Source organism: Enterobacter sp. Taxon_2 (assembly GCF_058355295.1).
In genome coordinates this window covers 3,562,135-3,588,594 of the sequence record NZ_CM178024.1, presented here as the reverse complement: position 1 = coordinate 3,588,594, position 26,460 = coordinate 3,562,135, and the positions used below count along the sequence as shown (strand labels likewise).

The 26,460-nt window shown below is 58.7% G+C and carries 23 protein-coding genes; 11 read left to right on the top strand and 12 right to left on the bottom strand.

Features of this window, described 5'->3' with window-relative positions; all coding sequences use genetic code 11:
* From AC4IC4_RS16990 to iolB, 4 genes are read left to right on the top strand one after another with little or no spacing between them, the layout of a single operon-like run.
* On the top strand, positions 1 to 1,134 hold the full coding sequence (locus tag AC4IC4_RS16990; RefSeq protein ID WP_032646810.1) for a Gfo/Idh/MocA family protein: 1,134 nt from the start codon (positions 1 to 3) through the stop codon (positions 1,132 to 1,134).
* Positions 1,135 to 1,146: 12 nt separating this feature from the next.
* Entirely contained in the window at positions 1,147 to 3,051 is a 1,905-nt protein-coding gene (locus tag AC4IC4_RS16985) for a bifunctional 5-dehydro-2-deoxygluconokinase/5-dehydro-2-deoxyphosphogluconate aldolase (protein WP_290093629.1), read from the top strand.
* Between the two features lie 11 nt (positions 3,052 to 3,062).
* Positions 3,063 to 3,953 (top strand): myo-inosose-2 dehydratase, encoded by an 891-nt coding sequence (iolE, locus tag AC4IC4_RS16980; protein ID WP_417927673.1) that lies wholly within the window; start codon positions 3,063 to 3,065, stop codon positions 3,951 to 3,953.
* Positions 3,954 to 3,962: 9 nt separating this feature from the next.
* Positions 3,963 to 4,787: a 5-deoxy-glucuronate isomerase gene (gene iolB, locus AC4IC4_RS16975; protein WP_417927672.1), complete on the top strand. Its 825-nt coding sequence runs from the start codon at positions 3,963 to 3,965 to the stop codon at positions 4,785 to 4,787.
* Between the two features lie 89 nt (positions 4,788 to 4,876).
* On the opposite strand, the gene AC4IC4_RS16970 is transcribed toward iolB, so the two are convergent.
* Genes AC4IC4_RS16970 through AC4IC4_RS16960 form a run of 3 tightly spaced genes read right to left on the bottom strand, consistent with a single transcriptional unit; the run spans position 4,877 to position 7,380 of the window.
* Positions 4,877 to 5,620 (bottom strand): alpha/beta fold hydrolase, encoded by a 744-nt coding sequence (locus AC4IC4_RS16970; protein ID WP_491471565.1) that lies wholly within the window; start codon positions 5,618 to 5,620, stop codon positions 4,877 to 4,879.
* An 11-nt stretch (positions 5,621 to 5,631) separates the two neighbouring features.
* Positions 5,632 to 6,099, bottom strand: coding sequence for a DUF6130 family protein (locus tag AC4IC4_RS16965; RefSeq protein WP_491471564.1), 468 nt, complete (start codon positions 6,097 to 6,099; stop codon positions 5,632 to 5,634).
* A gap of 51 nt (positions 6,100 to 6,150) precedes the next feature.
* Positions 6,151 to 7,380 carry an MFS transporter gene (locus AC4IC4_RS16960; protein WP_491471563.1) on the bottom strand — a complete coding sequence of 410 codons (1,230 nt, stop codon included), beginning with the start codon at positions 7,378 to 7,380 and terminating at the stop codon, positions 6,151 to 6,153.
* A gap of 97 nt (positions 7,381 to 7,477) precedes the next feature.
* Between AC4IC4_RS16960 and AC4IC4_RS16955 the strand changes: the two genes are divergently transcribed.
* Positions 7,478 to 8,368: a LysR family transcriptional regulator gene (locus tag AC4IC4_RS16955; RefSeq protein ID WP_491471562.1), complete on the top strand. Its 891-nt coding sequence runs from the start codon at positions 7,478 to 7,480 to the stop codon at positions 8,366 to 8,368.
* On the opposite strand, the gene AC4IC4_RS16950 is transcribed toward AC4IC4_RS16955, so the two are convergent.
* Positions 8,365 to 8,553, bottom strand: coding sequence for a YfgG family protein (locus tag AC4IC4_RS16950; protein WP_491471561.1), 189 nt, complete (start codon positions 8,551 to 8,553; stop codon positions 8,365 to 8,367). The genes AC4IC4_RS16955 and AC4IC4_RS16950 overlap by 4 nt on opposite strands.
* A gap of 351 nt (positions 8,554 to 8,904) precedes the next feature.
* Between AC4IC4_RS16950 and AC4IC4_RS16945 the strand changes: the two genes are divergently transcribed.
* Positions 8,905 to 11,145 carry an EAL domain-containing protein gene (locus tag AC4IC4_RS16945; protein ID WP_032646796.1) on the top strand — a complete coding sequence of 747 codons (2,241 nt, stop codon included), beginning with the start codon at positions 8,905 to 8,907 and terminating at the stop codon, positions 11,143 to 11,145.
* Between the two features lie 4 nt (positions 11,146 to 11,149).
* On the opposite strand, the gene ppx is transcribed toward AC4IC4_RS16945, so the two are convergent.
* From ppx to purM, 4 genes are all read right to left on the bottom strand, one after another.
* Complete coding sequence (gene ppx / locus AC4IC4_RS16940; protein WP_491471560.1) at positions 11,150 to 12,688, bottom strand: exopolyphosphatase; 1,539 nt, start codon at positions 12,686 to 12,688, stop codon at positions 11,150 to 11,152.
* Positions 12,689 to 12,691: 3 nt separating this feature from the next.
* Entirely contained in the window at positions 12,692 to 14,752 is a 2,061-nt protein-coding gene (gene ppk1 / locus AC4IC4_RS16935; RefSeq protein ID WP_024907554.1) for a polyphosphate kinase 1, read from the bottom strand.
* A gap of 207 nt (positions 14,753 to 14,959) precedes the next feature.
* Entirely contained in the window at positions 14,960 to 15,601 is a 642-nt protein-coding gene (gene purN, locus AC4IC4_RS16930) for a phosphoribosylglycinamide formyltransferase (protein ID WP_491471559.1), read from the bottom strand.
* Positions 15,598 to 16,635 (bottom strand): phosphoribosylformylglycinamidine cyclo-ligase, encoded by a 1,038-nt coding sequence (purM, locus tag AC4IC4_RS16925; protein ID WP_024907556.1) that lies wholly within the window; start codon positions 16,633 to 16,635, stop codon positions 15,598 to 15,600. Before purM ends, purN begins: the two co-directional genes overlap by 4 nt.
* Positions 16,636 to 16,901: 266 nt before the next feature.
* Here purM and AC4IC4_RS16920 point away from each other — a divergent pair, with 266 nt between their 5' ends.
* The 4 genes from AC4IC4_RS16920 to AC4IC4_RS16905 all read left to right on the top strand — a co-directional run bounded on the left by AC4IC4_RS16920 (position 16,902) and on the right by AC4IC4_RS16905 (position 21,347).
* Positions 16,902 to 18,332: a 6-phospho-beta-glucosidase gene (locus tag AC4IC4_RS16920; RefSeq protein ID WP_491471558.1), complete on the top strand. Its 1,431-nt coding sequence runs from the start codon at positions 16,902 to 16,904 to the stop codon at positions 18,330 to 18,332.
* Between the two features lie 215 nt (positions 18,333 to 18,547).
* Entirely contained in the window at positions 18,548 to 19,174 is a 627-nt protein-coding gene (gene upp, locus AC4IC4_RS16915) for a uracil phosphoribosyltransferase (RefSeq protein ID WP_008501641.1), read from the top strand.
* An 86-nt stretch (positions 19,175 to 19,260) separates the two neighbouring features.
* The gene (uraA, locus tag AC4IC4_RS16910) at positions 19,261 to 20,550 is read left to right on the top strand and encodes a uracil permease (RefSeq protein WP_032646790.1); all 1,290 of its coding nucleotides are present in this window, start codon (positions 19,261 to 19,263) and stop codon (positions 20,548 to 20,550) included.
* Between the two features lie 95 nt (positions 20,551 to 20,645).
* Complete coding sequence (locus AC4IC4_RS16905; RefSeq protein WP_166792068.1) at positions 20,646 to 21,347, top strand: DnaA inactivator Hda; 702 nt, start codon at positions 20,646 to 20,648, stop codon at positions 21,345 to 21,347.
* A gap of 89 nt (positions 21,348 to 21,436) precedes the next feature.
* Here the strand turns inward: AC4IC4_RS16905 and AC4IC4_RS16900 are convergent, their stop codons facing one another.
* From AC4IC4_RS16900 to celB, 3 genes are read right to left on the bottom strand one after another with little or no spacing between them, the layout of a single operon-like run.
* A complete protein-coding gene (locus AC4IC4_RS16900) occupies positions 21,437 to 22,855 on the bottom strand; it encodes a leucyl aminopeptidase family protein (RefSeq protein ID WP_491472837.1) in 1,419 nt (472 codons plus the stop codon).
* The gene (locus AC4IC4_RS16895) at positions 22,855 to 23,811 is read right to left on the bottom strand and encodes a glycosylasparaginase (protein WP_024907561.1); all 957 of its coding nucleotides are present in this window, start codon (positions 23,809 to 23,811) and stop codon (positions 22,855 to 22,857) included. The genes AC4IC4_RS16900 and AC4IC4_RS16895 overlap by 1 nt, the downstream gene beginning before the upstream one ends.
* A 3-nt stretch (positions 23,812 to 23,814) precedes the next feature.
* On the bottom strand, positions 23,815 to 25,134 hold the full coding sequence (gene celB / locus AC4IC4_RS16890; protein ID WP_024907562.1) for a PTS cellobiose transporter subunit IIC: 1,320 nt from the start codon (positions 25,132 to 25,134) through the stop codon (positions 23,815 to 23,817).
* Between the two features lie 146 nt (positions 25,135 to 25,280).
* On the opposite strand from celB, the gene AC4IC4_RS16885 reads away from it, so the two are divergent.
* On the top strand, positions 25,281 to 26,105 hold the full coding sequence (locus tag AC4IC4_RS16885; RefSeq protein WP_491471557.1) for an XRE family transcriptional regulator: 825 nt from the start codon (positions 25,281 to 25,283) through the stop codon (positions 26,103 to 26,105).
* Here the strand turns inward: AC4IC4_RS16885 and arsC are convergent.
* Positions 26,102 to 26,458: an arsenate reductase (glutaredoxin) gene (gene arsC, locus AC4IC4_RS16880; protein ID WP_024907564.1), complete on the bottom strand. Its 357-nt coding sequence runs from the start codon at positions 26,456 to 26,458 to the stop codon at positions 26,102 to 26,104. The two genes, AC4IC4_RS16885 and arsC, sit on opposite strands and share 4 nt — an antisense overlap.
* Positions 26,459 to 26,460: the final 2 nt, after the last annotated feature.

Here is a 26,460-nt window from a genome sequence, read left to right as displayed (position 1 = left end):
ATGAAAGAGGTTCGTATTGGATTGATTGGCACCGGGTATATCGGCAAGGCGCACGCTATCGCCTATGCCCAGGCCCCGACGGTGTTCAACCTGCGCGGCAGGCTGGTGCGCGAGATGGTGGCGGAAGTCACGCCGGAGCTGGCGGCAGCGCGTGCGCAGGCGTTTGGCTTCAACCGCTCCACCGGCGACTGGCGGGCGCTGGTGGCCGACCCGGCGATTGACGTGGTGGATATTTGCTCGCCCAACCATCTGCATAAAGAGATGGCGCTGGAGGCGATCCGCCACGGCAAGCACGTCTACTCGGAGAAGCCGCTGGCGCTGAACGCCCACGACGCACGGGAGATGGTCGACGCCGCGAAGCGGGCCGGGGTGAAAACGCTGGTGGGGTTCAACTACATGAAAAACCCGACGGCGCAGCTGGCGAAGGAGATTATCGCCCGCGGCGAGATTGGCGAGGTGATCCACTTCTACGGCACCCACAACGAAGACTATATGGCCGACCCGCGCTCGCCCATTCACTGGCACTGCTTTAAAGAGACCGCCGGGCTGGGGGCGCTGGGCGACCTCGCGGCGCATATCGTCAACATGGCCCAGTACCTGGTCGGGGAGATTGAGCAGGTCTGCGGCGACCTGAAGATCGTGGTCCCGGAGCGCCCGGCGAAGGCCGGCTCGTCGGACATGGTTGCCGTCGAAAACGAGGATCAGGCCCACGCGATGGTGCGCTTCGCGGGCGGGGCGCAGGGCGTGATTGAAACATCCCGCGTTGCCTGCGGCCGCAAGATGGGGCTGTCGTACGTCATTACCGGGACGAAAGGCGCCATCAGCTTCACCCAGGAGCGCATGGCGGAGCTGAAGCTCTATCTGCATGACGATCCGGTTAATCGTCAGGGATTCCGCACCTTACTCGTCGGCCCTGCACACCCGGACTACGCCGCGTTCTGCATGGGAGCAGGCCACGGGATAGGCTTTAACGATCAAAAAACGGTGGAGGTGCGCGATCTGGTGGACGGGATTGCCGCCGACGCGCCGATGTGGCCGGACTTCGAAGAGGGCTGGAAGGTGTCGCGCGTGCTGGACGCGATCGCGCTCTCGCACCGGGAAGGCCGCTGGCTGAACGTGAACGACATTGTCTGATGAGGTATCAACGTGGAAAAGCAGTTTGATGTGATATGCATGGGCCGCGTGGCGGTAGACCTCTACAGCCAGCAGATTGGTGCCCGTCTGGAGGACGCGTCGAGCTTCGCCAAATATCTCGGCGGGTCGTCGGGCAACGTGGCGTACGGCACCGCGCGTCAGGGTTTACGTTCGTCGATGCTGGCGCGCGTCGGCGATGAACATATGGGCCGCTTCCTGCGCGAAGAGCTCAACCAGGTGGGCTGCGATACCAGCCATCTGATCACCGATAAAGACCGCCTCACGGCGCTGGTGCTACTCGGCATTAAAGACCGGGACACCTTTCCTCTTATTTTTTATCGCGATAACTGCGCGGATATGGCGATTACCGCCAGCGATGTGGACGAAAGCTACATTGCCTCCGCACGTTGTCTTGCCATCACCGGGACTCACCTTTCTCATCCTCAGACCCGCGAGGCGGTGCTGACGGCGCTGGGCTATGCCCGCCGTCACGGCGTGCGCACGGTGCTGGACATCGACTACCGTCCGGTGCTGTGGGGGCTGACCTCCTTAGGCGACGGTGAAACGCGCTTTATCGCCGCCGATAAGGTCACCCGCGAGCTGCAGGAGGTGCTGCACCTCTTTGACGTCATTGTCGGCACCGAAGAGGAGTTTCACATTGCGGGCGGCAGCACGGAGACCCTGCAGGCGCTGGGGCAGGTGCGCTCAGTCAGTGAAGCTACGCTGGTCTGCAAACGCGGTGCGCTCGGCTGCTCGGTCTACACCGACGCCATTCCGCCCCGGCTGGACGACGGCCTGACGGTGACCGGCGTGCGCGTGGAGGTGCTGAACGTCCTCGGGGCGGGGGACGCGTTTATGTCCGGCCTGCTGCGCGGCTACCTGAACGATGAGGGCTGGGAGCAGGCGTGCCGCTATGCCAACGCCTGCGGCGCGCTGGTGGTCTCGCGCCACGGCTGCGCCCCGGCGATGCCGAGCAAAATCGAGCTGGATGACTATCTCTCCCGCGCTGCGAACGTGCCGCGCCCGGATCTCGACCCGCGTCTTAACCACCTCCACCGGGTGACCACCCGCCGCCGCGAGTGGCCGGAGCTGTGCGTGATGGCCTTCGACCACCGCAGCCAGCTTGAGGATATGGCGCTGCAGTGCGGCGCGTCGCTTAAGCGCATTCCGGCGCTGAAGCAGCTGATCCTGCAGGCCAGCCGCGAGGCGGCGAGCCGTGCCGGGCTGGAGGGTAAAGCCGGTCTGCTGTGCGACGGCACCTTTGGTCAGGACGCGCTGAACGCCATCACCGGGGAAGGGTGGTGGATTGGTCGCCCCATCGAGCTGCCGGGGTCGCGTCCGCTGGAGATGGAACATGGCAACATCGGCACCCAGCTTATCAGCTGGCCGCAGGAGCACGTGGTGAAGTGCCTGGTCTTCTTCCACCCGGAAGACGCCCACGGCCTGCGCCTGGAGCAGGAGCAGAAAATCGCCGAGGTCTACCACGCCTGCTGCCGGTCCGGGCACGAGCTGCTGCTGGAGGTGATCCTGCCCGCCAGCATGCCGCGCAGCGACGAGCTCTACCTGCGCGCCATCTCCCGCTTCTACAACCTCGGCATTTACCCGGACTGGTGGAAGCTGCCGCCGCTCTCCGCCGACGGCTGGACGGCGCTGAGCGAGATTATCGAACGTCGGGACCCGCACTGCCGCGGGGTGGTGATCCTCGGTCTGGACGCCCCGGCGGAACAGCTGCGCGCCGACTTTAAAGCCGCAGCGGGGCAGACGCTGGTGAAAGGCTTCGCCGTGGGGCGCACGCTGTTTGGCGATGCCTCCCGCGCGTGGCTGAAGCACGATATTGACGATGCGCAGCTGGTGGCGCGCATCCGGGATAACTACCTGCAGCTTATCGCCTGGTGGCGCGAGCGCGGACACGCATAATGGAGACGACAATGAGTGTACAACTGGGCATTAACCCGCTGACGTGGACGAATGACGATCTGCCTTCTCTCGGCGCGGAAACGTCGCTGGAGACCTGTCTGAGCGAAGGGAAAGAGGCCGGTTTCGCCGGTTTCGAGCTGGGCAATAAGTTCCCGCGCGAAGCGCGCCTGCTTGGCCCCATCCTGCAGCGCCACGACCTGCAGCTGGTCTCCGGCTGGTACTCCGGCCGCCTGCTGGAGCGCAGCGTGGAGGAGGAGATTGCCGCCGTGCAGTCCCACCTGACGCTGCTGCGCGAGCTGGGGGCGAAGGTGCTGGTCTTTGCGGAAGTGAGCGGCTGCATTCACGGCGAGCAGCAGACCCCGGTGCACCTGCGCCCGCGCTTCCCGCAGGCGCGCTGGAAAGAGTACGGCGAGAAGCTCACCGAATTTGCCCGCTACACCCAGCAGCAGGGAGTCCAGATTGCCTACCATCATCATATGGGCACGGTGATTGAGTCCGCCGACGACGTGGACAACCTGATGACCCACACAGGAGAGGCGGTTGGATTGCTGCTTGATACTGGCCATCTGACCTTTGCCGGGGCCGATCCGCTGGCGGTGGCGCAGCGTTGGGCGGCGCGCATCAACCACGTTCACTGCAAAGACGTGCGCGCCGACGTGCTGGCGGACGTGAAAAACCGCAAAACCAGCTTCCTCGACGCGGTGCTGAGCGGCGTGTTTACCGTGCCGGGCGACGGCTGCGTGGATTATCCGCCGATTATGCAACTGCTGAAGGCGCAGGACTATCACGGCTGGCTGGTGGTCGAGGCCGAGCAGGATCCGGCCATTGCCCATCCGCTGACCTACGCCCGTCTGGGGTATAACAATCTTAGCCGTCTGGCGCGCGACGCCGGACTGATTTGAGGAGGTGACATGTCACGTCTGTTATCACGCTGGCAACAGCCAAACGCGGAGGGGCGCACTCAGTCCGTCACGCCGGAAAGCGCAGGGTGGGGGTACGTCGGCTTTGAGGCGTATGAGCTGCAGGAGGGGCAGACGCTGACGCTGCCCGCCGTCCGCGAAGAGCGCTGCCTGGTGCTGGTGGCAGGACGCGCCTCCATCAGCACGCCTTCCGCGCAGTTTAACGACATCGGCGAGCGGATGAGCCCGTTCGAGCGCATCAAGCCGTGGGCGGTGTACGTCACTCCGCAGGAGACGGTGCAGGTGAAGGCGCTGACGACGCTGGAGCTGGCGGTCTGCGCTGCGCCGGGCAAGGGCACCTGTCCGACGCGGCTGATTGCGCCGCAGGATATCGACGGTGAAGCGCGCGGCAAGGGCCATAACCAGCGCTACGTGCACAACATTCTGCCGGAAGACAAGCCCGCCGACAGCCTGCTGGTGGTGGAGGTGTGGACCAACGAGGGCTGCACCAGCTCGTATCCGAGCCACAAACACGACACGGATAACCCGCCTCAGGAGACGTATCTGGAGGAGACCTACTACCATCGCCTCAATCCGGAGCAGGGGTTCTGCATGCAGCGCGTCTACACCGACGACAGAACGCTGGATGAGTGTATGGCGGTCTATAACCGTGACGTGGTCATGGTGCCGAAGGGCTACCATCCGGTGGCGACGATGGCCGGGTATGACAGCTACTACCTTAATGTGATGGCGGGGCCGGTGCGCAAATGGATGTTCACCTGGGAGGAGGACCACGCGTGGATTAATCGGGATTATCCCGCAGAGAGGGGGGACTGAGACGGCCTTTCTTGTCGGGTGGCGCTGCGCTTACCCGACCTACGAAATCGTAGGCCCGTGCAAGCGTAGCGCCGCCGGGCGAATTTTTCTCAGTGCATCCGCCTCGCCTGCTCAATCATCCGGGCGATAGCCTCCGGCTGGCTCATCATCGACACGTGGCTCGCTGCCACCTCGGCGGTTTTCGCATGGATCGTCTTTGCCATCGCACGCTCAAGATCGGGGTTGATCATTCGATCATTCTTGCTGACCACAAACCAGCTCGGTTTATCATGCCACGCCGCGTGGGCGACTTTTTCACCAAACGTCCCGGCCTTAATCGGCCCCTGAGTAGCTGCAATCGTGTTTTGAATGTCTGGCGTCACATCCGGCGCGAAATCCTTCCTGACGGCGTCCGTTGGCAGATATAAATAGCCGCCCGCCGTTTTGGCAATGCCTGCGCTGCCCGGAGGCGCAGGGAATCTTTCTGCCAGATCCGCCGTCGACTGACCGGAATCCGGCGCGAACGCCGCCACATACACCAGTGATTTTACTCGCGCATCGTTGCCTGCTTCGCTAATCACGGTGCCGCCCCAGGAGTGACCCACCAGTACGACATCCCCCTGGGCGCGTTCGATGGCTCGTCGCGTGGCGGCAACGTCATCTTTTAGCGACGTGAGCGGTAGCTGGACGGCAATGACCTCTGCGTGCTGTTTCTGCAACAGGGTAATGACCTTATTCCAGCTGCTGCCGTCGGCAAATGCGCCGTGTACCAGCACGACGCTGGTTTTGCTCTGTGCAAAGGCGCTGGCGGAAAGCGCCAGCAGGCCTGCCGTCAGTACAGACAGTGCTTTCATTTTCAGATTCCTTAAAAATGGTGGACCGCCGCGTGGGGCGGGACGGTGAATTCAAGGGTTTTATGGTCGAGCGGCTTATGCGTCGGGTCGGCCAGAATAATGGTCACCTTGTGTTTCCCTGCGGGCAGCCCCACGAGGATCACCGGCTCTCCGCTGGCGTCAGCCCAGTGCCATGGCGCATCGTCCACCACCACGTGAATGTGCCCGATGCGCGGGGTGACCTTGAGCGCGTCGGACCCGAATACCGGTTCGATGCGAAGGTTTACGGCACGGTACTGTATAAACACCGCGCCTTTGCTCAGCGGCCCGGCAAGCGGCGGATCGACGATCAGTTTTGCAGGCGGTTGCGGCTGTGCCAGTGGCGCAACGGCGGCGGGGCCGTTAACGTCCGCGGCGCTCAGATTGTCCAGCGGTGTGGCCTGGACACGTGCTACAGATGTCAGGACAAGCAGGGGGAAAAGTACATAGCGACGAATCATTGCTCTCTCTCCTCATCGGTTCTCAATGGCGACAGGGAAAGAAAACCATTTTTATGTATCGGAGATATTTGCCGGAGGGGGCGTTTTGTACTCGTTTGTCACCGTGGCCCGCGGGATACAGTGCGATACACTTTGCCTTCCGGGACGGCGCACAATGGCTATCGCCAGCCCGGCAATCACCAGCGTCAGCCCTGTTGAAACCCGCATTGCACCCGCGATCCCCAGCGTTTTATTCAGCCACGCATAGGCAAACGGCGAGGCTGCCGCCATCAGCTGGCCGGGGATAAGCAGCATGCCGGTGCGGCGGGCATAGCTTTCCGCGCTGAACAGTTCCAGCGGCAGCGTGGCTTTCACGATGGTGACCAGCCCGTTCATGGCGCCATAGCCCAGCACAAACCCGGCCGCACACCACACAAACAGAGCGCTGCTCAACCCCAGAAGAAAGCAGAGCGGCATGGCGAGCGCGGTAAAAAGCGTGAGTTTGAAGGGGGTTAAACGGGCACCCGCCAGCACTTCCAGCGAGCGAGCAGCCGTCTGGCCGATCCCCCACAGCATGCCGATGGCGACCGGCAGGTTGAAGTGGGCAATAAACTCCGGCAGATGGGTGGAGGTGCCGTTAGAGACAAAGGTGATGAGGGCAATGAAGGCGGCATAAAGCCAGCCGTTGCGCCGCTCGTTGTTCAGGGGCGGCGCGGCGACCTTTGTCGTTACCGTCAGCCGCTGACGGGGGAGCGTTCTTATCAGCGCCGCGCTCAGCAGGCCGAAGAGAGCATAGACGCGCAGCGCCTCCTGCCAGCTCATCACCTGAAGCAGAGCATCGCCCAGCGGCCAGAAGACGGCGGAAGCCAGCCCACCCGCCAGCGTGACGCGTGAGATCGTTCTTCGCGCCTGCTGTCCGTAAAGATTCACCAGCGCGGCGAATAGCGCATCGTACAGCGACAGGCGCATTCCTACGCCGGTGACCAGCCAGGCGCAGTACCAGCCAAATAGCGTTTGGGTATACGCTATCCCTGCGCAGCTTGCGGCGATCAGCAGCGTGCCGCTCATCACCACCGTCTGACCGCCAAAGCGTGCCAGCAGGCGGGCCACAAAGGGGGAAACCGCCGCCATCACCAGCATCGCCAGCGTCAGGCCGAGGTAAATCTGCGGTGACGACCATCCCCGGTCGGCTGCAATGGCCAGCGCAAAGGTGCCGGGCATATAAAACGAGATCCCCCAGTTGATGAGTTGATTACATCCCGCCATGAGGGCGAGGCGGCGTGGCAGGGCAGGTGTTTCCATTATTTTTCATTCCGTTATGCAGTTGTCCTGAGCATAACGGGCGCGGTATTGTGCTGGCAGGGCCGTAACCTTATGCGCGGTATAAGAGAAACTTTGAATGACGACGCTTAATCTGGGCTATCTCGCCACCTTCCGTCTGGTGATCCAGCGCGGCAGCTTTTCAGCGGCAGCGGATGCGCTGGGCATTTCACAGCCCGCCGTCAGCCTGCAAATACGCCAGCTGGAGCAGTTTCTGCAAACGCGGCTGGTAGAGCGTACCGGGCGGGGGATTAAGGCGACGGCCGCCGGGCAGGCTTTGCTGACGCATGGGGAGCGTATTCAGCAGGCGGTGGATGACGCCATCCGATCCGTGAGTGCGTTCAGTCACGACGTGAGCGGCACCATTACGCTTGGCACGGGGGCAACGGCCTGCATCCATCTTCTCCCGCCCCTGCTGGAGCAGCTGCGCCGCGACTATCCGCTCCTGAGCGTGGGGGTGACAACGGGAAACACCCTCGACATCGTCAGGGCCATCGAAGAGAACCGTCTCGATGTGGGGCTGGTCACGCTGCCGGTGAGCGGCAGAGCGCTGGACGTCATGCCGGTGATGGACGAAGAGTTTGTGTTTATCGCCTCGCGGGAGCAGCAGGATGTTTTCCGGGATTTCACGCCGGAGGCGCTGCACGCTCATCCACTGATTGCCTTTGAATCAGGCAGCGGGACCCGGGCGCTGATCGATGGCTGGTTTGCAGCCAGTGGATTGGCGATCGCGCCGGTGATGCAGCTTGGCAGCATCGAGGCGATCAAACGCATGGTTCGCGCGGGGCTGGGCTACAGTATTGTGCCGCGAATGGCGGTCGAAAAGGATGTCGATCGTGAAGGGCTATGCGTGATGTCGCTGATGCCCATGCTGCAGCGGCAGCTGGCGGTGGTCATGCGGCAGGATAAAATCCTCAGCAAAGGGATCGCGGCCCTTATTCGGCTCGTGCAACATCCTTCGGCAGTTTAGCGGTCAGCGGTGTCGATGGTCAGGCTGGATTGCTGCGACTGGGTTTTATCCTGATGGTGGTACCAGGCGCCAATCGAAGAGTAAACGAAGCGGCCAAAGAAAAACAGGAAGCTGATGAGCAGTATGATGCGGGTCATTCGGGTGTTAAATCGATGTCGTTTGCGCATACGCGTGACCTGACTCACTCTGTTTTTCCTGGGTAAGCCCTTTTGGGCGATAAGGATATTAAGGCACAGCGGGAAGATGGGGTCAATTCTGTGATGTGTAAATAACCGTCAATGTTTACATTAATTAATGTTATTGAGATTAATTAATACATTTACCATATTGATAATATGAAGAAAATAATTGTAGAAAAACGTCGCAAAACGTTATTTGCGTAAAGTAGTTTGATTTATGTCAACGGATTCCTGGCCCTGATATTTAAAATCCTTCCTCCACACTGTTCGCCCGGCACGCTGCCGGGCGGGACGTACGTCAGGTCGGATGCCTGTCTTTATTTCCCTCTGGAGCGATAGGGGTTTAACCGGGCATCTATGAACATTCTCGCTTTCCTGAAAAAAAATGAAAACCGCTGGTGGGCATTGCCGCTTATTTTACCGGTGGTTTTACTTCCCGTGCTGAGCATTGCGAATACGCTCACGCAGCTGGGCGACGGCATTGTGGCACTCTATTATTTACCCCTCTCATTTTTGCTTTCGCTGATGATGTTCTTTGGCCTGGAAGCGCTGCCCGGGATCGTATTGTCGCTGTTTATCCGCTATTACCCCTCGGTCGGGATGTTTGAAACCGTCGCCGGCGTACTCCATTTTATCGTCCCTTTAGTGCTCAGCTGGGGCGGCTACCGGGTGTTTGCGCCCAGGCGGAATATGACCGCGTACGGCGACATCCGGCTGATGGCGCAGCGCATCTTCTGGCAGGCCTTCTGCCCCGCGACGCTGTTTCTGTTGCTGTTTCAGTTTGCGGTGTATTTAGGCGTGTATGAGAGCCGTCAGAGCCTGGCGGGATTAAACCCTCTTAATATTCGCACGCTCATTAACTACCAGGCGCTGCTGGTCAGCGGACTGACGGGCGTACCGCTGAGCTATCTGCTGATCCGCCTGATTCGTCATCCGCGCTATCTTAAAAGCCTTATCTCGCAGGTCCGTTCCCAGATAGACAAAAAGGTGACGATCGTTGAGTTTCTGGTGTGGGCAATCGCGCTTGGCGGGCTGCTTTCGCTGCTGCTGCTCCCGATGAATGAAAACAGCTCCATTTTTACCACTAACTACACCCTGTCGCTGCTGATGCCGGTGATGCTCTGGGGCGCGATGCGTTTTGGCTATAAGCTGGTGTCGCTGATCTGGATACCGGTGCTGCTGGTGTCTATTCACTATTTTTACCACTATATCCCGGTGAACCAGGGGTATGACATTCAGCTGGCGATCACCTCTTCCAGTTACCTGGTCTTCTCGTTTGTGGTGATTTATATGTCGATGCTGGCGACCCGGCAGCGCGCGGTGAACAAACGCTCCCGCAGGCTGGCGCTACTCGACCCGGTCGTCCATATGCCTAACCTGCGGGCGCTGTCGCGTGAACTGGCGAAAAACCCGTGGTCGGCTCTCTGCCTGCTGCGCATTCCGGAGCTGGAAATTCTGGGCCGAAATTACGGCGTGTTGCTGCGCATTCAGTACAAACAGCAGCTGGCGCAGTGGGTGAATGGCACGCTCCAGCCCAACGAGCAGGTGTATCACCTCACCGGGTATGACATGGCGGTACGGCTCAATGCGGAATCACACCAGCAGCGGATTGAAGCCCTGGACGAGCATATCAAACAGTTTCGCTTTGTCTGGGACGGGATGCCGCTGCAGCCGCAGGTGGGCGTGAGCTATTGCTATGTCCGCTCCCCGGTTAACCATCTTTATCTGGTGCTGGGCGAACTGGGCGTGGTTGCCGATCTGTCGCTCTCCTCCAACCATCCGGAAAATCTTCAGCAGCGTGGGGCCATCCATTTGCAGCGCAGCCTGAAGGATAAAGTCGCGATGATGAGCCGCCTGCAAAAGGCACTCGATAACGACGAATTCGCCCTGCTGGTTCAACCCGTTCGCGGCCTGCGTGGCGATCGCTATCACGAAGTTCTGCTGCGGATGCCGGATATCAACGGGCTATTGATCTCCCCCGACCAATTCCTGCCCGTCGCGCAGGAGTTTGGTCTCTCCTCGCGGGTGGATTTGTGGGTGCTGGAGCATACCCTGCGCTTCCTTGCAGCGCATCGTGAAACACTTCCCGGTCAGCGCTTTGCCATTAATCTGGCCCCGTCGACCGTGTGTCGGGTGCAGTTCCCGCTTGAGGTAAGTCGCCTGCTGGCAAAATACGCCATTGAGCCGTGGCAGCTGATTTTTGAGGTGACGGAGTGCAGCACCTTCGGCAGCGGGGAGCAGGCGCTACATATTCTCCAGCAGCTGCAGAAAATGGGGGTACGCATTGCGATTGATGATTTTGGTACCGGGTATGCAAGCTATGCGCGGCTGAAAAGCGTGGATGCCGACATTCTCAAGATTGACGGCAGCTTTATCCGCAATATCGTCAATAACAGCCTGGATTATCAGATTGTGGCGTCTATCTGCCATCTGGCACGCATGAAGAAGATGTTGGTGGTGGCTGAGTACGTCGAGACGGAAGAGATTCGTAGCGCGGTTCACGCGCTAGGTATCGATTATGTGCAGGGCTATCTGATTGGCAGGCCTGCGCCGCTTGAGTCACTGCTGGAAGCTGAGGCGTCCTGCGCGGACGCCTGAGCCGTTACGCGGTGACGTCGGCGCTCTCTTCTTCAATTTTGAGCAGCCAGCCGGTGACCGCTTCCCAGTACTGCTGCTCTTTTTCCAGGTCCAGCAGGACCAGAGCGTTCTGGCTGAACCAGTCGTGCGGGAAGCTCAGCGTCCAGTGATGGTCGTCGGTTTTAAGCTTCAGCGTGGGCGGCGTGGTGGTAGCCTGGCGCTGGTTATTGAGCAGCACGCCCAGGCGCAGCAGCTGAATAAGCGGCAGAAACTGCTTCTTCTTGAACAGCGTGAAGCGCGGCAGATCGTCGAGCTTGATGGCTTTGCGGTGATAACGCACCAGGGTCGCCATCATGGTTTGCTGCTCCTGGTTGAAGCCAGGCAGATCGCTGTTTTGCAGAATGTAGGCCGAATGGCGATGCATTCCGCTGTGGTTGATGTTCAGCCCCACTTCGTGCAGCATCGCGGCCCATTTTAACAGCGCGGCAAGCTGCGGGTGCGCGAGCTTCGGATTCTGTTCTTCCCACTGTTCGTACATCTGCACCGTGGTGTCCAGCACGCGCTTCGCCTGCTCGCGGTCGATGTTGTACTGGTTGGCCAGGCTTTGCGCGGTGCGGCTGCGAATATCCTGATGGCGGAAGCGGCCTTCCATTTCGTACAGCACGCCTTCGCGCAGCGCGCCGTCGGAAAGGCGCAGCTCTTTAATGGCGAGGGCATCAAACACGCCGCAGAGAATAGCCAGCCCCGGCACGAAGACCGCCTTACGCTCGTCGGAAAGACCCGGCAGGCTTAAGGCGTCAAAACTTTTATGCTTCAGCACTTCTTCGGTCAGCAATGTCAGGCGTTCAGGCGTGATAAACCCGTCTTTTTCACCCATCGCCAGCAGCACCTCATGCGCCGCTTTGATGGTGCCTGACGCGCCCAGCGCCACGTTCCAGCCCTGAATACGGTACTGCCAGGCCAGGTTTTCCAGTTTCTGGACGGCCGCCATACGCGCACGCTGGAAGTTCTCGCGGGTGATGGTGCCGCCCGGGAAATACATCTGCGCGAAGCTGACGCAGCCCATACGGCGGCTTTCCACCAGGCGAGGCTCAAAGTCTTCACCGATCACCAGCTCCGTTGAGCCGCCGCCGATATCGATAACCAGCTTGCGCCCTTTTTCCGGCTGGGTGTGCTCAACGCCCATGAAAATCAGACGCGCTTCCTCGTTGCCGGAGATGATCTCAATCGGGTAGGGGATCACTTTTTCGGCCCGTTTGAGAAACTCCGGGGCGTTCAGCGCCTGGCGCAGGGTGTGGGTGCCCACGATGCAGACGCTGGAGGGCGAGAAGCCCTGCAGGCGTTCAGCAAACAGCGACAGGCAGTTTAACCCACGCTCCATTGCCTCTTCGCTGAGCATGCTGCGTTCATCAAGGCCATCCGCCAGGTGTACCCGCTGCTTCAGACGACCGATGATCTGCAGTGCGCCATCCACCTCACGGGCGATGACCATGTGGAAACTGTTAGAGCCAAGATCGACCGCGGCGAATTCCTGCGGGCGTGGGGTCTTATCATTTATCGGCATAGGTTAATCGGGTTGCTCGAGTGATTTGATATAGTCGTAAATCGCCAGTTGCGACCGCACTTTGCGGCGGTTGCCGCGCGGTACATAGCGGTTACTGAGTTCTTTGTCGATATAGCGTGCTTTCACGGTATCGCTGAACAGAATCTCGATGATGTCGAGGATCTGCTGCTTCAGGCGCGGATCCAGCAGCGGTGCCGCGACTTCAATTCGGTAGTCAATATTGCGCGTCATCCAGTCTGCCGAAGAGAGATAGACCTGTTTATCACCCGCATTATCGAAAATATAGACGCGATCGTGTTCCAGGTAGCGGTCAACAATGCTGATCACGCGAATATTGTCGCTGATGCCTTCCAGTTCCGGGATCAGCGAGCACATGCCGCGGATCAGCAGATTAACCGGCACGCCGGAGCTGGACGCCGCGTACAGCCTGTCCACCAGCCCTTTATCAACCAGGTTGTTAAGCTTCAGCGTGATGCCGGACGACAGCCCTTTCTGGGCATTGGCGATCTCTTTATCGATCATATCGTACAGCAGACGGCGCGAGTTCTGCGGCGAGACCAGCAGATAGTCAAAGTTCACCGGACGGTACGGGTTCTCAATAAAGTTAAAGACCCGGCGCACTTCGTTAGTGATGCGGGCATCGGCGGTCAGCAGCGAATAGTCGGTATAGATTCGCGCCGTTTTCTCGTTAAAGTTCCCGGTACCGATGTGGGCGTAGCGCACTACCTCGTCGCCCTCTTTACGGGAGATGAGGAACAGCTTGGCGTGAATTTTTAGCCCCGGCGCAGAGAAGATGACGTGCACACCGGCTTCCGTCAGACGACGCGCCCAGTGAATGTTCGCCTCTTCGTCGAAGCGCGCCTGCAGCTCAACCACCACGGTGACTTTTTTGGCGTTGTGCGCCGCATGGATCATCGCGTCGATGATGCGGGAATCTTTTGCCACGCGGTAGATATTGATTTTTATCGCCAGCACGCTCGGGTCGAACGAGGCCTGACGCAGCAGTTCCAGCACGTGCTCGAAGGTGTGGTACGGATAGTAGAGCAGGACATCGCGTTCGCGGATGGCGTCGAATCCGTTGCGGAATTTATCGAACCACAGATGGCGCAGGCGCGGCAGCGGCTTGTTCACAAGATTGGCTTTGCCGACGTTCGGGAAGCCAATAAAGTCTTTAAAGTTGTGGTAACGACCACCCGGTACGATGGAGTCATAGCGCGAAATGGTCAGTTTCTCGCGCAGCATCTCCACCATGGCGTCCGGCATATCGCGCTGATAGACAAAGCGCACCGGCTCGGCCGTCAGGCGCTGTTTCAGGCTGGACGACATCAGCTCCATCAGGCTGGCTTCCATCTCGTGCACCAGGTCATATTCGGCGTCACGGGTCATCTTCATCGAGTAGGCGTTTAACGCATCGTAATCGAAGAAGCCCTTGAAGATGTCGTCCAGACAGTAGCGCAGGATGTTATCGAGCAGGATCATCGGCTTGCGTCTGCGCGGGGTTTCCGGCGGCAGGTTCACAAAGCGCGGCACCTTGTCGGACGGGATTTCCAGCAGCGCGTAGCGGATGGATTCACCGCGAATAATTTCCACGGCCAGATAGGTGTAGTCATCTTTCAGGAACTGCACCAGATCGGTTTCGCGGTTGATGAGAATCGGGGTAATGTGCTGGCGCAGGTACTGTTTAAAGTAGTGGCGCAGCCAGTTTTGTTGGTTAACGGAAAGCTGACGTTCGTTAATCAGGAAGATTTGATTACGCGCCATCTCCAGCAGCAGTTCGTTATACAGGCCGTCAAATTCCTGATCGGCTTTCAACACGCGGGACTGGATTTTGCCCAGCAGATGCCGCGAGTGCGAGTTTAGGCCCTGTTCTTCGCTGATGATGATGCGTCTTTTCAGCTCGGCAAAGCGAACCTTGTAGAACTCATCCAGGTTGTTGGAATAGATGCCCAAAAAACGCATGCGCTCGATCAGCGGGTTACTTTTGTCTGCCGCTTCCTGGAGTACACGTTCGTTAAATGCTAACCAGCTTAGCTCTTTCTCGATATATAACTTTTCCTGACCCATTACAGCTCACACTCCAGTTCAATCACAGGACGTGGTAAATCCGTCTCGTCCTTATTATGGCGAGCATTTCCACGATATGTCCAACAGTGCCAGAAAAGTATGACAGTTATTTTTTTTGTTGGGGATTTTAGAAGGTTGGAGAAGGGGATATCGGGTAATGCAATGAACAGGTCGGGTAAGCACAGCTTCGCTACCCGACATAACAAACTACTCTTCCGCCGCATGGCCCTGCGGGGGTAACTTCACGCCGTCCAGCCAGGCTGCGCCGTCGCGCATTTCGAGACGCCCGTCGACAAACCAGCTTACCACCAGCGGGTAGATGGCATGCTCCTGGGTCTGCACGCGCTCGGTCACGTCTTCTTCGCTGTCGCCGTCAAAGACCGGGACTTTGGCCTGCAGGATCACCGGACCGCCGTCCAGCTCGTCGGTAACGAAATGCACGGAGGTGCCGTGCTCCTCATCGCCGTTTTCCAGAACCTGACGATGGGTGTGCAGGCCGGGATATTTCGGCAGCAGGGAAGGGTGGATATTCAGCAGACGTCCGGCGAAGTGTTCTACAAAAGCCGGGCTCAGAATACGCATATAGCCCGCCAGTACGACCACGTCCGGCGCGTAGGCATCAATCTCATGCACCAGCTCGCGGTCAAAGGCTTCACGCCCGGCGAACTGGCTGGCTTCCAGCGCGTGCGCAGGGATGTTCGCTTCCCGCGCGCGATCAAGGCCGAACGCGTCGGCCTTGTTGCTGAAAACTGCCCGAATGGTGCCATTGATTTTCTTCTGTTTGCAGGCGTCAATTATCGCCTGCAAATTGCTTCCGTTGCCGGAAATGAGCACCACGATGTTTTTCATTCAATTACCACACGCTGTTCGGAATCGGAGGCTTTAATCGTACCGATTTTCCACGCGTTTTCACCTTTTTCAGTCAGCAGCTTGACTGCTTTATCCGCTTCGCTTGCCGGCAGGGCGATAACCATGCCCACGCCGCAGTTAAAGGTGCGGTACATTTCGTGGGAGCTCACGTTGCCTGCGGTCTGCAGCCAGTTAAACACGGCTGGCCACTGCCATGAGGATTCGTCGATCACCGCCTGGGTGTTGTCCGGCAGGACGCGCGGGATGTTTTCCCAGAAGCCGCCGCCGGTCAGGTGTGCAATGGCGTGCACGTCGACATTCTCGATAAGCTCAAGCACGTTCTTCACGTAGATGCGGGTCGGGGCCAGCAGATGGTCAGCCAGCGGTTTACCGTCAAGCTCGGTCGTCAGCGGGTCACAGCCGCTCACTTCGATGATTTTACGCACCAGGGAGTAGCCGTTGGAGTGCGGGCCGCTGGAGGCCAGCGCGATCAGCACATCGCCATCGGCCACTTTGCTGCCGTCGATAATTTCTGATTTTTCTACTACACCGACGCAGAAGCCCGCGACGTCATAATCTTCGCCGTGATACATGCCCGGCATTTCCGCGGTTTCACCGCCAACCAGCGCACAGCCAGACTGCAGGCACCCTTCGGCGATACCGTTGATCACGCTTGCCGCGGTATCTACGTCCAGTTTGCCGGTCGCGTAGTAATCGAGGAAGAACAGCGGCTCTGCGCCCTGAACCACCAGGTCATTCACGCACATCGCGACCAGATCGATACCGATCGTGTCGTGACGCTTTAAATCCATCGCCAGGCGCAGTTTGGTGCCTACACCGTCAGTTCCCGAGACCAGAACAGGTTCACGATATTTTTGCGGCAGCGCGCACAGTGCGCCGAATCCACCCAGACCACCCATCACTTCCGGGCGGCGGGTTTTTTTCACCACACCTTTGATTCGGTCAACCAGCGCATTACCTGCGTCAATATCAACACCGGCATCTTTGTAGCTGAGAGAAGTTTTGTTGGTCACGGCTTAAATCCCCACGCGATTGCATAGCTAGTAAGAAAAATCGGCGCAATTCTAACAGTCCAGGCAAACGTTTGCGAGCCTATTCTGGACGTAGGGATCTTTTTTTACGCGCAGCCTGCCAGTGCGCCCAAACTTGCGTCTGTTCACGAAAATGAAACCGGTTTCGGTATTCTCCTTGCAACCCGAAACGGCTTTGCACATCATTCAACTGAAACCGGTTTCTGTAATTGTTTTTGCAGAAAATAACGCAGAATGAGGGAAAGTGAATGTCAGGATTTAAAGCAGATTTTCTGTGGGGCGGTGCGGTTGCGGCGCACCAGCTCGAAGGCGGCTGGAAAGAGGGCGGCAAGGGGGTGAGTGTGGCCGATGTGATGACCGCAGGCGCGCACGGCGTGCCGCGTGAAATCACCAACGGCGTGCTGGACGGGAAAAACTACCCTAACCATGAAGCCATCGATTTTTACCACCGCTATAAAGAAGACATCAAACTCTTTGCCGAGATGGGGTTCAAATGCTTCCGCACCTCTATTGCCTGGACGCGGATCTTCCCGAAAGGCGACGAGCTTGAGCCGAACGAGGCAGGCCTGAAATTCTATGACGACCTGTTCGACGAGTGTCTGAAGCACGGCATCGAACCGGTTATTACCCTGTCTCACTTCGAGATGCCGTTCCATCTGGTCACGGAATACGGCGGCTGGCGCAACCGTAAGCTGATCGACTTCTTCGTTCGTTTTGCAAAAGTGGTTTTCCAGCGCTATCAGCACAAGGTTAAGTACTGGATGACCTTTAACGAGATCAACAACCAGGCCAACTTCCACGAAGACTTTGCCCCATTCACCAACTCGGGGCTGAAGTACGCGCCGGGCGAAGATCGCGAGCCGGTAATGTTCCAGGCCGCGCACTATGAGCTGGTGGCCAGCGCGCTGGCGGTGAAGGCGGGGCGCGAGATTAACCCGTCCCTGCAGATCGGCTGCATGATTGCCATGTGTCCTATCTATCCACTGACCTGCGTGCCGGACGATATGATGATGGCGATGAACGCCATGCACCGCCGCTACTGGTTCACCGACGTGCACGTGCGCGGCAAGTACCCGCAGCATCTGCTCAACTACTTCGAACGTCGCGGCTTCGCGCTGGATATTACCGAAGAAGATAAAGCGGCGCTGACGCAGGGCTGCGTGGACTATATCGGGTTTAGCTATTATATGTCCTTCGCCACCAAGGCGACGGCGGACAACCCGCAGCTGGATTACGACGAGAGCAAGAGCCTGGTCTCTAACCCGTACGTGCAAAAATCCGACTGGGGCTGGCAGATTGACCCGGTGGGGCTGCGCTACTCCCTCAACTGGTTCTGGGATCACTACCAGCTGCCGCTGTTTATCGTTGAGAACGGCTTTGGCGCAATCGACGTGCAGGAGAGTGACGGCACGGTGAACGATCAGTACCGCATTGACTACCTGGCCGCCCATATCCGCGAGATGAAAAAAGCGGTGGTGGAAGATGGTGTAGACCTGATGGGCTATACCCCGTGGGGCTGTATCGACCTGGTGTCTGCCGGTACCGGTGAAATGAAAAAACGCTACGGCTTTATCTTTGTCGATAAAGACAATGAAGGCAATGGCACGCTGAACCGCAGCAAGAAGAAGTCGTTCGACTGGTATAAGCAGGTGATTGCGAGCAACGGGGATAACCTGTAATTGTCGGGTGGCGCTAACGCTTACCCGACCTACAATACACGTAGGCCCACGTAAGCGCAGCGCCACCGGGCAGAACCCGCACCCAAGCCGGAACTCAGCCTCCGGCTTTTTTGTCTTTGCTTGATCCCTGTCAAGCAACATGGGTATGGCCTAATCCGAAAAAAGCGGTATAATCCCGCGATTTTTTTGCGGATGCCATTCAGAGGAGAAAGAGAATGAAGATTGTGGAAGTGAAACACCCACTCGTTAAACACAAGTTGGGCCTGATGCGTGAGCATGACATCAGCACGAAGCGTTTTCGCGAACTGGCCTCTGAAGTCGGCAGCCTGCTGACCTACGAAGCGACCTCCGATCTGGAAACGGAAAAAGTCACCATCGAAGGCTGGAACGGCCCGGTGCAGGTTGAGCAGATCAAAGGTAAGAAAATTACCGTTGTGCCAATCCTGCGTGCCGGTCTCGGCATGATGGAAGGCGTGCTGGAGCACGTGCCAAGCGCGCGCATCAGCGTGGTGGGGATCTACCGTAACGAAGAAACCCTCGAGCCGGTTCCTTACTTCCAGAAGCTGGTGTCCAACATCGACGAGCGTATGGCGCTGGTGGTTGACCCGATGCTGGCAACCGGCGGTTCAATGATTGCTACCATCGACCTGCTGAAAAAAGCGGGCTGCAGCAGCATTAAAGTGCTGGTGCTGGTTGCGGCACCGGAAGGGATCGCGGCGCTGGAAAAAGCGCACCCGGACGTTGAGCTGTATACCGCCTCTATCGACCAGGGCCTGAACGAGCACGGGTACATCATCCCGGGGCTCGGCGATGCCGGCGATAAGATCTTTGGTACGAAATAATCGAATAACGATAAATAAGCCGACTTTGATAGTCGGCTTTTTTTTGAATAAAACACCAACAACGATACTACTCAGAGGAAAACACTATGACGCGCCGTGCTATCGGGGTGAGTGAAAGACCGCCGCTTTTACAGACTATCCCGCTTAGTTTGCAGCACCTGTTCGCCATGTTTGGCGCAACCGTGCTGGTGCCAATCCTGTTCCACATTAACCCGGCTACCGTGCTGCTGTTCAACGGCATCGGTACGCTGCTGTACCTCTTCATCTGTAAAGGCAAAATTCCGGCGTATCTCGGGTCGAGCTTCGCCTTTATCTCGCCGGTGTTGCTGTTGCTGCCGCTGGGTTATGAGGTCGCGCTGGGCGGCTTCATCATGTGTGGCGTGCTGTTCTGCCTGGTCTCCTTCATTGTGAAGAAAGCCGGTACCGGCTGGCTGGACGTAATGTTCCCCCCTGCAGCGATGGGCGCCATCGTGGCCGTCATCGGTCTCGAACTGGCGGGCGTCGCGGCGAATATGGCCGGTCTGCTGCCTGCTGACGGCCAGTCACCGGATTCCAAAACCATTATCATCTCGCTGGTGACCCTGGGCGTAACGGTGTTTGGTTCCGTGCTGTTCCGCGGCTTTATGGCGATTATCCCGATCCTGATCGGCGTGCTGGCGGGCTACGCGCTCTCCTTCGTGATGGGCGTGGTGGATACCACCCCGATTGCCGAGGCGCACTGGTTCGCGCTGCCAACCTTCTACACGCCGCGCTTCGAATGGTTTGCGATTTTCACCATTCTGCCTGCGGCGCTGGTGGTGATTGCGGAGCACGTCGGCCACCTGGTGGTAACGGCGAACATCGTTAAGCGCGATTTAATCCGCGACCCGGGCCTGCACCGCTCCATGTTTGCGAACGGTTTCTCCACCATCATCTCCGGTTTCTTTGGTTCTACGCCAAACACCACCTACGGTGAAAACATCGGCGTGATGGCGATTACCCGCGTCTACAGCACCTGGGTTATCGGCGGCGCGGCGATCATCGCCATTCTGCTCTCCTGCGTCGGTAAGCTGGCGGCAGCGATTCAGATTATCCCGGTGCCGGTGATGGGCGGCGTTTCTCTGCTGCTGTACGGCGTGATCGGTGCCTCCGGTATTCGCGTGCTGATTGAATCCAAAGTGGATTACAGCAAGGCGCAGAACCTGATCCTGACCTCGGTGATCCTGATTATCGGCGTGAGCGGCGCGAAGGTGCACATCGGCGCGGCCGAGCTGAAAGGCATGGCGCTGGCAACCATCGTCGGCGTGGGCCTGAGCCTGATTTTCAAGCTGATCTCCGTGATCCGTCCGGAAGAGGTGGTGCTGGACGCTGACGAAAGCGAAAAAGCGTCACACTGATCCTATAACCGGGTGGACGATCCGCCCGGTTCTCTCCTTGCAGGTTCCGTGTTAAACTCCATGCCGATTTTATGTCAGATCTGGTTGAGGTACTTCTGAACGGACCGGCACAGCTCTCTCTGCCACTCTATCTCCCTGACGACGAAACTTTCGCGAGTTTCTGGCCGGGTGATAACCCCTCTTTACTGGCTGCACTGCAAAACGTGCTGCGCCAGGAACACAGCGGATACATCTATATCTGGTCACGCGAAGGCGCGGGGCGCAGCCACCTGCTGCATGCCGCCTGCGCGGAGCTTTCGGCGCGCGGCGATGCGGTAGGCTACGTGCCGCTGGATAAACGTACCTGGTTCGTGCCTGAGGTGCTTGAGGGAATGGAACATCTTTCGCTGGTGTGCATTGATAATATCGAATGCGTGGCGGGGGATGAGCCGTGGGAAATGGCGATCTTTAACCTCTACAACCGCATTCTGGAATCGGGGAAAACCCGGCTGCTGATCACCGGCGATCGTCCGCCTCGCCAGCTGAATCTGGGACTGCCGGATCTGGCGTCTCGCCTGGACTGGGGCCAAATCTACAAGCTCCAGCCGCTGTCGGATGAAGATAAGCTTCAGGCGTTACAGTTGCGCGCAAAGCAGCGTGGGTTTGAGCTGCCGGAGGACGTGGGGCGCTTCCTGCTGAAGCGTCTGGATCGCGAAATGCGCACCCTGTTTGATACGCTCGATCAGCTCGATCGCGCCTCCATTACCGCCCAGCGCAAGCTGACCATCCCGTTTGTGAAAGATATTCTCAAGCTTTGAATTTGCTCGCCCGGTGTCGGCTTCGCCTTACCGGGCCTACGAAAACCTGCCGCACTTTGTAGGCCGGGTAAGGCGCAGCCGCCACCCGGCTAAAGATCCCCCATTAGATGCTCAACCAGCAGTGGAATCGGTCTTCCCGATGCCACGCTTCGCCCACTTTCACGCCACAGCGCCGTACCGCTGATGTCCAGATGGACCCACGGAATTGTCGGCGGGCAGAAGTGATGCAGCAGCCACGCCGCCGAGGCGCTGATCGCCGCATTGTTGGTCGGCGTGTTGCACAGATCGGCAATCGCGCTGTCGGTCTGCTTTTTCAGCCGCGCATCCAGCGGCAGGGACCACACTTCATCACCGCTCTGCTTACCCGCCAGCGTAAGCGCCGCGCGCAGCGGTTCATCCTGCGTCATCAGCCCGCTCAGCTCATACCCCAGCGCCTTCACGACCGCACCGGTTAAGGTGGCCATATCAATGATATAGCGCGCCTGCGGATGGCGCTGGCTGGCCCAGGCGATGGCGTCCGCCAGCACCAGTCGGCCTTCGGCATCGGTGTTGTTGATTTCAACGGTGATCCCGTTGCAGGCCGTTGCTACCGTGCCGGGCTGCATGGCGTCCGGGCCGATGGCGTTTTCCGCCAGCGCCAGCACGCCCATAATGCGTACGGGCAGCGCCAGCTCTGCGACGGTCAGCATCAGGCCCAGCACGTTAGCCGCACCGCACATGTCGTATTTCATGGTGTACATGCCCGCGCCTTCCTTCAGCCACAGGCCGCCGGTATCAAAGGTAATGCCTTTACCCACATAGCAGCGCACCGGGCCGTCGTTGACACCGTCATAATGAATCGCCAGCAGGCGCGGCGGACAGGTCGCCCCTTTGCCGACGGCGTGCAGCAGCCCCAGACCGTCCTCAACGATTTGCTTTTCATTCAGCACTTCGCACCGCAGGGCAGGGAAGGCGGCACACAGTTTTTGCGCCTCTTCCACCACAAACTGCGGCGTGCAGCTGTCGGACGGGATATCCGCCAGACGTCGCGCCGCGACCATGCCGTGGGCGATGGCCTGCTGCTGGCGGAAAATAACCGCCAGTCGCTCCTGCTGTTCGGGTAAGCAGAGCGCGGCGATGCGCTCAAGACGGACGCTGTCGCTGGTTTCCTTCAACTGCAAATCGCTAAGCCTGTGCGCCTGATTAAAGAGAAAACGCAGCACCTGCGCCAGCACCACATCGTCGATATCAGTCACGTCCAGTATCAGCTCGGGACTGACGGGCGAGGCCAGCAGCGGGCGCAGCGCCGCCAGTAATCCTTCGGTCAGGCTATCCTGCCAGAGCGCATCGGGCAGCAGGGTGATCCGGGCAAACGGGGCGCAGCCAAAGCGGGTGTCAGCGATGCTGGCAGACTCGCGCATTTCCGCGACAAGCGCCGTTTCGGGCAAAAGCGTACAGGAGGCGGAGGCAATCAAATGGCTCTGCGGCTTCGCGTCGGAAAGCGCGGTGATAAACTGATACGTAATCATCATGACTCCTCAATCGGCGCGCGGATCCGCGCGGCATAGGCCTGCATCCACTCATCGTCTACCGCGTGATAATGCGTTTTCTCCCGCAGGCGTTCGGTACGAAAAACGGTGAGGGGCTGGCGAGCCGTCGCCACCACGAACGAAAAGGTTTTGATGTTGGTAGCGGCACCAAATTCGCCCCTGTTATTCATGCACACCACGGAGAGATCGCCCACGCGGCCAAAGCGCGACATCAGCTTGTCCTCCAGTTCGAACACCACCGAATCCGCCGCCTGCTGCGGCGTCATACCCTGCGCCATGCGGCGAACGATTTCGTAACTGGTGCAGCCTTTCATCAGATCTTCACCGACGCCCGTGGCGGTTGCGGCGCCGGTTTCGCTGTCACAGTAAAAGCCGGAGCCGATGATCGGCGAATCGCCGAGTCGACCGCGTTTTTTCATGAACAGGCCGCTGGTGGAGGTAGCGACGCTCATTGAGCCCTGTTTATCGAGGCCGATAATGCCGACGGTGTCATGTCCGTCGTAAGGGCTTAAGCCCTTATCCAGCGTTTCGCGGCAGCGTTTGCGGTAGTGCTGCATGGCGCGGTCGGTGAGCATGGTTTTGTCGGCAAAGCCCTGGCTCAGCGCCCATTCCCGCGCGCCCTGGCCGACCAGCAGGCTGTTGTAGCGCTGGCGGCTTAACGCATGCGCCACGCGCACCGGGTTGGCGATATCCACCAGGTTGCCCACGGCACCAAACGCCAGCGTGTCGCCGTCCATGTAGGCGGCGTCCAGCTCCACCTCACCATTTTCGGTGGGCAGCCCGCCGTAGCCGACGGATTTATAAAACGGAAAGTCTTCGACGGCGGCGACGGCATCCACCACCGCTGCCGAGACCGGTTTCCCCGCAGCCAGCGCAGATGCAGACTCGGTGACGCCTTCAAGCGCCATTCGCCAGGTCGCGATAATTCCCCACATGCGTTACTCCTGTTTTGCAAGGGTGGTGTCGGTTTGCGTAACGGTGGCCATTTCCGCCGCGCGGTACTGTTTGTCCACGATACGCATAAAAGGCAGATACAGCATGGCGCCAATCAGCAGGTTGATCAGTTGCATCACGCTGCCGCTCAGGTGACCGGTGACGATAAAACCGCTGATGACCGGCGGCAGCGTCCAGGGAATAAACACCCCGGTGGTGACGGCAACCGCGCCAATCTTCATCGCCGCATACTGCACGGTGACCAGCACCAGCGGCACCAGGTTGAACGGGATAAGCATGATCGGATTCATGATCACCGGCAGGCCAAACAGGATCGGTTCGTTGATGTTAAACACCGATGCCCCGGCGCCGAGGCGCGCCACTTCACGCATGTTTTTGCTGCGGGCGAAAATCAGCATTGCAATCACCAGCGACAGCGTGGCCCCCGCGCCGCCCATCCAGATCATGTCAAAAAACTGTTCGGTGATAATGTGCGGCGGCGTCGTGCCTGCCTGAATCGCGGCGATGTTGTCGGTCTGGTTCTCCATCCACAGCGGGCGAATGATGCCGTTGATCATCGAGCCTGAGTTAATACCCACTGACCACAGAATGGTGATGCTGAACACCGTCATCAGCGCGCCAAAGTATGAGGTGCCATAGTGGCGCACCGGCGTGGCAACCACTTCGTAAATAAACTGGTGGATGGTGTTGTAGTGGGTGTTTTCAAACACGATACGGATACCCAGCACCAGAATCATCACCAGCAGGGCCGGGATCAGCGCGGCGAACGACTCCTGCACCGCCGGAGGCACGCCGTCCGGCATTTTGATCACCAGTTTTTTGCGCTTGAGCCAGCAGAACAGCTCCGTCCAGAGCAGGGAACCAATCATCGCCACGAACAGCCCTTTGCTGCCAATCCACTCCACCGGAATGACGGTAATACCGCCGTTCTCCGCCACTTTGATAAAGGGCGTCAGGATGAGAAAGGCGACCAGCGCCAGGATGCCGCAGGAGATGCGATCCTCGCCATAGTGTTCCGCCAGGCGGAAGGCGACCAGGAAGCTGATGAACAGCGACATAGTGGAGAACACCGCGTTGAACGGGATTTCGATAATGGCGCTCCAGCTCTCACCAAAGGCCTGAGACATAAACTGCTGATAGGCTTGATTCGGGAACGACGAGATCACCAGCAGAATAGAGCCGACGATGATAAACGGCATGAAGGAGACGTAGGCGCCGCGAATGGCCCCGAGATGCCGCTGCTGGGCCGTTTTGGCCGCCAGCGGCATCAGTTTTGCTTCAAGAAATCCCAGAACATTGTTCATTGTGAACTCCGTACAAGATTGAGGGGTGTTGTTTGTGTTATGTCTGAGGATTATCAGTGAAGCGTGGCGAGCGAAAGGTGAAATCGGTCACAAAGCAATCGCTGGTATAGTATAAATCTCACAAGATTGGTTCTGAGGATCCTGCGATGGAAATTAAACTGCATGCTAATGCCACCACGACGCCGCGCATCCGTCGCTATCTTCAGCAATCAGATAAAAGCGACAGGGAGCTCGCCGTTGAGCTGGGGATCTCGGTCACTACAGTCAGGCGCTGGCGTAACCGCGACCAGGTTTCGGATAACCACACGACGCCAAAAGTGATACACAAAGCATTGAGACAGGAGCAGGTTGCGCTGGTCAATGCCCTGCGAGATATCACGGGTGCCCCGCTGGACGAACTGCTGCAGATGGTCAATAACGGACTCGGGATCGCCGTATCCCGCGCGACCCTCAATCGCTACCTCAAACCGGCTTCGGTAAAGCAGAAGGGCGCGACGTTACAAGGGAAAAAGGCGCTGAGGGCAGGTATCGTGCCGCAAAAACTCCTGTTACATCATCAGCCTCTGTCTCTGCATATGGACGATGGCGGGGAACAGCATCTGCTCTGGGCGCGTGAACCCGTGAGCGGCTGGTGCTCCGCCCGGCTGTACGCGGGCATTTCTCCACAGCTGCTGGTCTACTGGGTGAACGACGTGCTGGAAGCCTGTCCGGCTGATATTCAATCTATTGAGACTTTTGGTTTCGAGGTGAAGCTTGAGAAACGCAATACCACCGTGACAGTGCATCCACAGCAATACCCCGCCGTTCAGGTTGCTCTGCCGCTATGCGACATCATTCCACGTCTGAACAGTGAACCGGCAGGCGAGCTGTTGATCCAGCTGTGCGAATTTTACAACCGGGAGAAAGCCCAGAAAAAATTGGGAGAGAGTACGCCGCAGGCCTTTCTGGAAGCGCTGCGGCATAAGGACTAGAGGATCTCGAGCACGTCTTCCGGCGGGCGTCCAATGCGCGCCTGGCCGTTCGCCACCACAATCGGGCGCTCAATCAGCTTTGGATTTTCAACCATCGCCTGGACCAGCTCAGCCTCGGTGAGACGGTTGTCATCCAGGTTAAGCGACTTATACAGATCTTCTTTCTGGCGCATCAGTTCTCTTGCACTGCCCATTCCCAGCATGTGCAGTAGCTGGCGGAGGGTCTGCGCGTCAGGTGGGGTATCAAGGTACAGCACCACCTCCGGCTCCACGCCGTTAGACTTTAACAGGCTCAGGGTATCGCGGCTCTTGGAGCAGCGAGGGTTATGATAGATTTTTACGGCGTCTGTCATGA

Coding starts and splice junctions, on each gene's coding strand:
- AC4IC4_RS16970 (WP_491471565.1), bottom strand. CDS start 5,620: ATGAAAGCACTGTCTGTACTGACGGCAGGCCTGCTGGCGCTTTCCGCC.
- upp (WP_008501641.1), top strand. CDS start 18,548: ATGAAGATTGTGGAAGTGAAACACCCACTCGTTAAACACAAGTTGGGC.
- celB (WP_024907562.1), bottom strand. CDS start 25,134: ATGAACAATGTTCTGGGATTTCTTGAAGCAAAACTGATGCCGCTGGCG.
- AC4IC4_RS16960 (WP_491471563.1), bottom strand. CDS start 7,380: ATGGAAACACCTGCCCTGCCACGCCGCCTCGCCCTCATGGCGGGATGT.
- uraA (WP_032646790.1), top strand. CDS start 19,261: ATGACGCGCCGTGCTATCGGGGTGAGTGAAAGACCGCCGCTTTTACAG.
- arsC (WP_024907564.1), bottom strand. CDS start 26,458: ATGACAGACGCCGTAAAAATCTATCATAACCCTCGCTGCTCCAAGAGC.
- iolB (WP_417927672.1), top strand. CDS start 3,963: ATGTCACGTCTGTTATCACGCTGGCAACAGCCAAACGCGGAGGGGCGC.
- AC4IC4_RS16955 (WP_491471562.1), top strand. CDS start 7,478: ATGACGACGCTTAATCTGGGCTATCTCGCCACCTTCCGTCTGGTGATC.
- AC4IC4_RS16965 (WP_491471564.1), bottom strand. CDS start 6,099: ATGATTCGTCGCTATGTACTTTTCCCCCTGCTTGTCCTGACATCTGTA.
- ppx (WP_491471560.1), bottom strand. CDS start 12,688: ATGCCGATAAATGATAAGACCCCACGCCCGCAGGAATTCGCCGCGGTC.
- AC4IC4_RS16885 (WP_491471557.1), top strand. CDS start 25,281: ATGGAAATTAAACTGCATGCTAATGCCACCACGACGCCGCGCATCCGT.
- AC4IC4_RS16920 (WP_491471558.1), top strand. CDS start 16,902: ATGTCAGGATTTAAAGCAGATTTTCTGTGGGGCGGTGCGGTTGCGGCG.
- AC4IC4_RS16900 (WP_491472837.1), bottom strand. CDS start 22,855: ATGATTACGTATCAGTTTATCACCGCGCTTTCCGACGCGAAGCCGCAG.
- AC4IC4_RS16945 (WP_032646796.1), top strand. CDS start 8,905: ATGAACATTCTCGCTTTCCTGAAAAAAAATGAAAACCGCTGGTGGGCA.
- ppk1 (WP_024907554.1), bottom strand. CDS start 14,752: ATGGGTCAGGAAAAGTTATATATCGAGAAAGAGCTAAGCTGGTTAGCA.
- iolE (WP_417927673.1), top strand. CDS start 3,063: ATGAGTGTACAACTGGGCATTAACCCGCTGACGTGGACGAATGACGAT.
- AC4IC4_RS16990 (WP_032646810.1), top strand. CDS start 1: ATGAAAGAGGTTCGTATTGGATTGATTGGCACCGGGTATATCGGCAAG.
- AC4IC4_RS16895 (WP_024907561.1), bottom strand. CDS start 23,811: ATGTGGGGAATTATCGCGACCTGGCGAATGGCGCTTGAAGGCGTCACC.
- purN (WP_491471559.1), bottom strand. CDS start 15,601: ATGAAAAACATCGTGGTGCTCATTTCCGGCAACGGAAGCAATTTGCAG.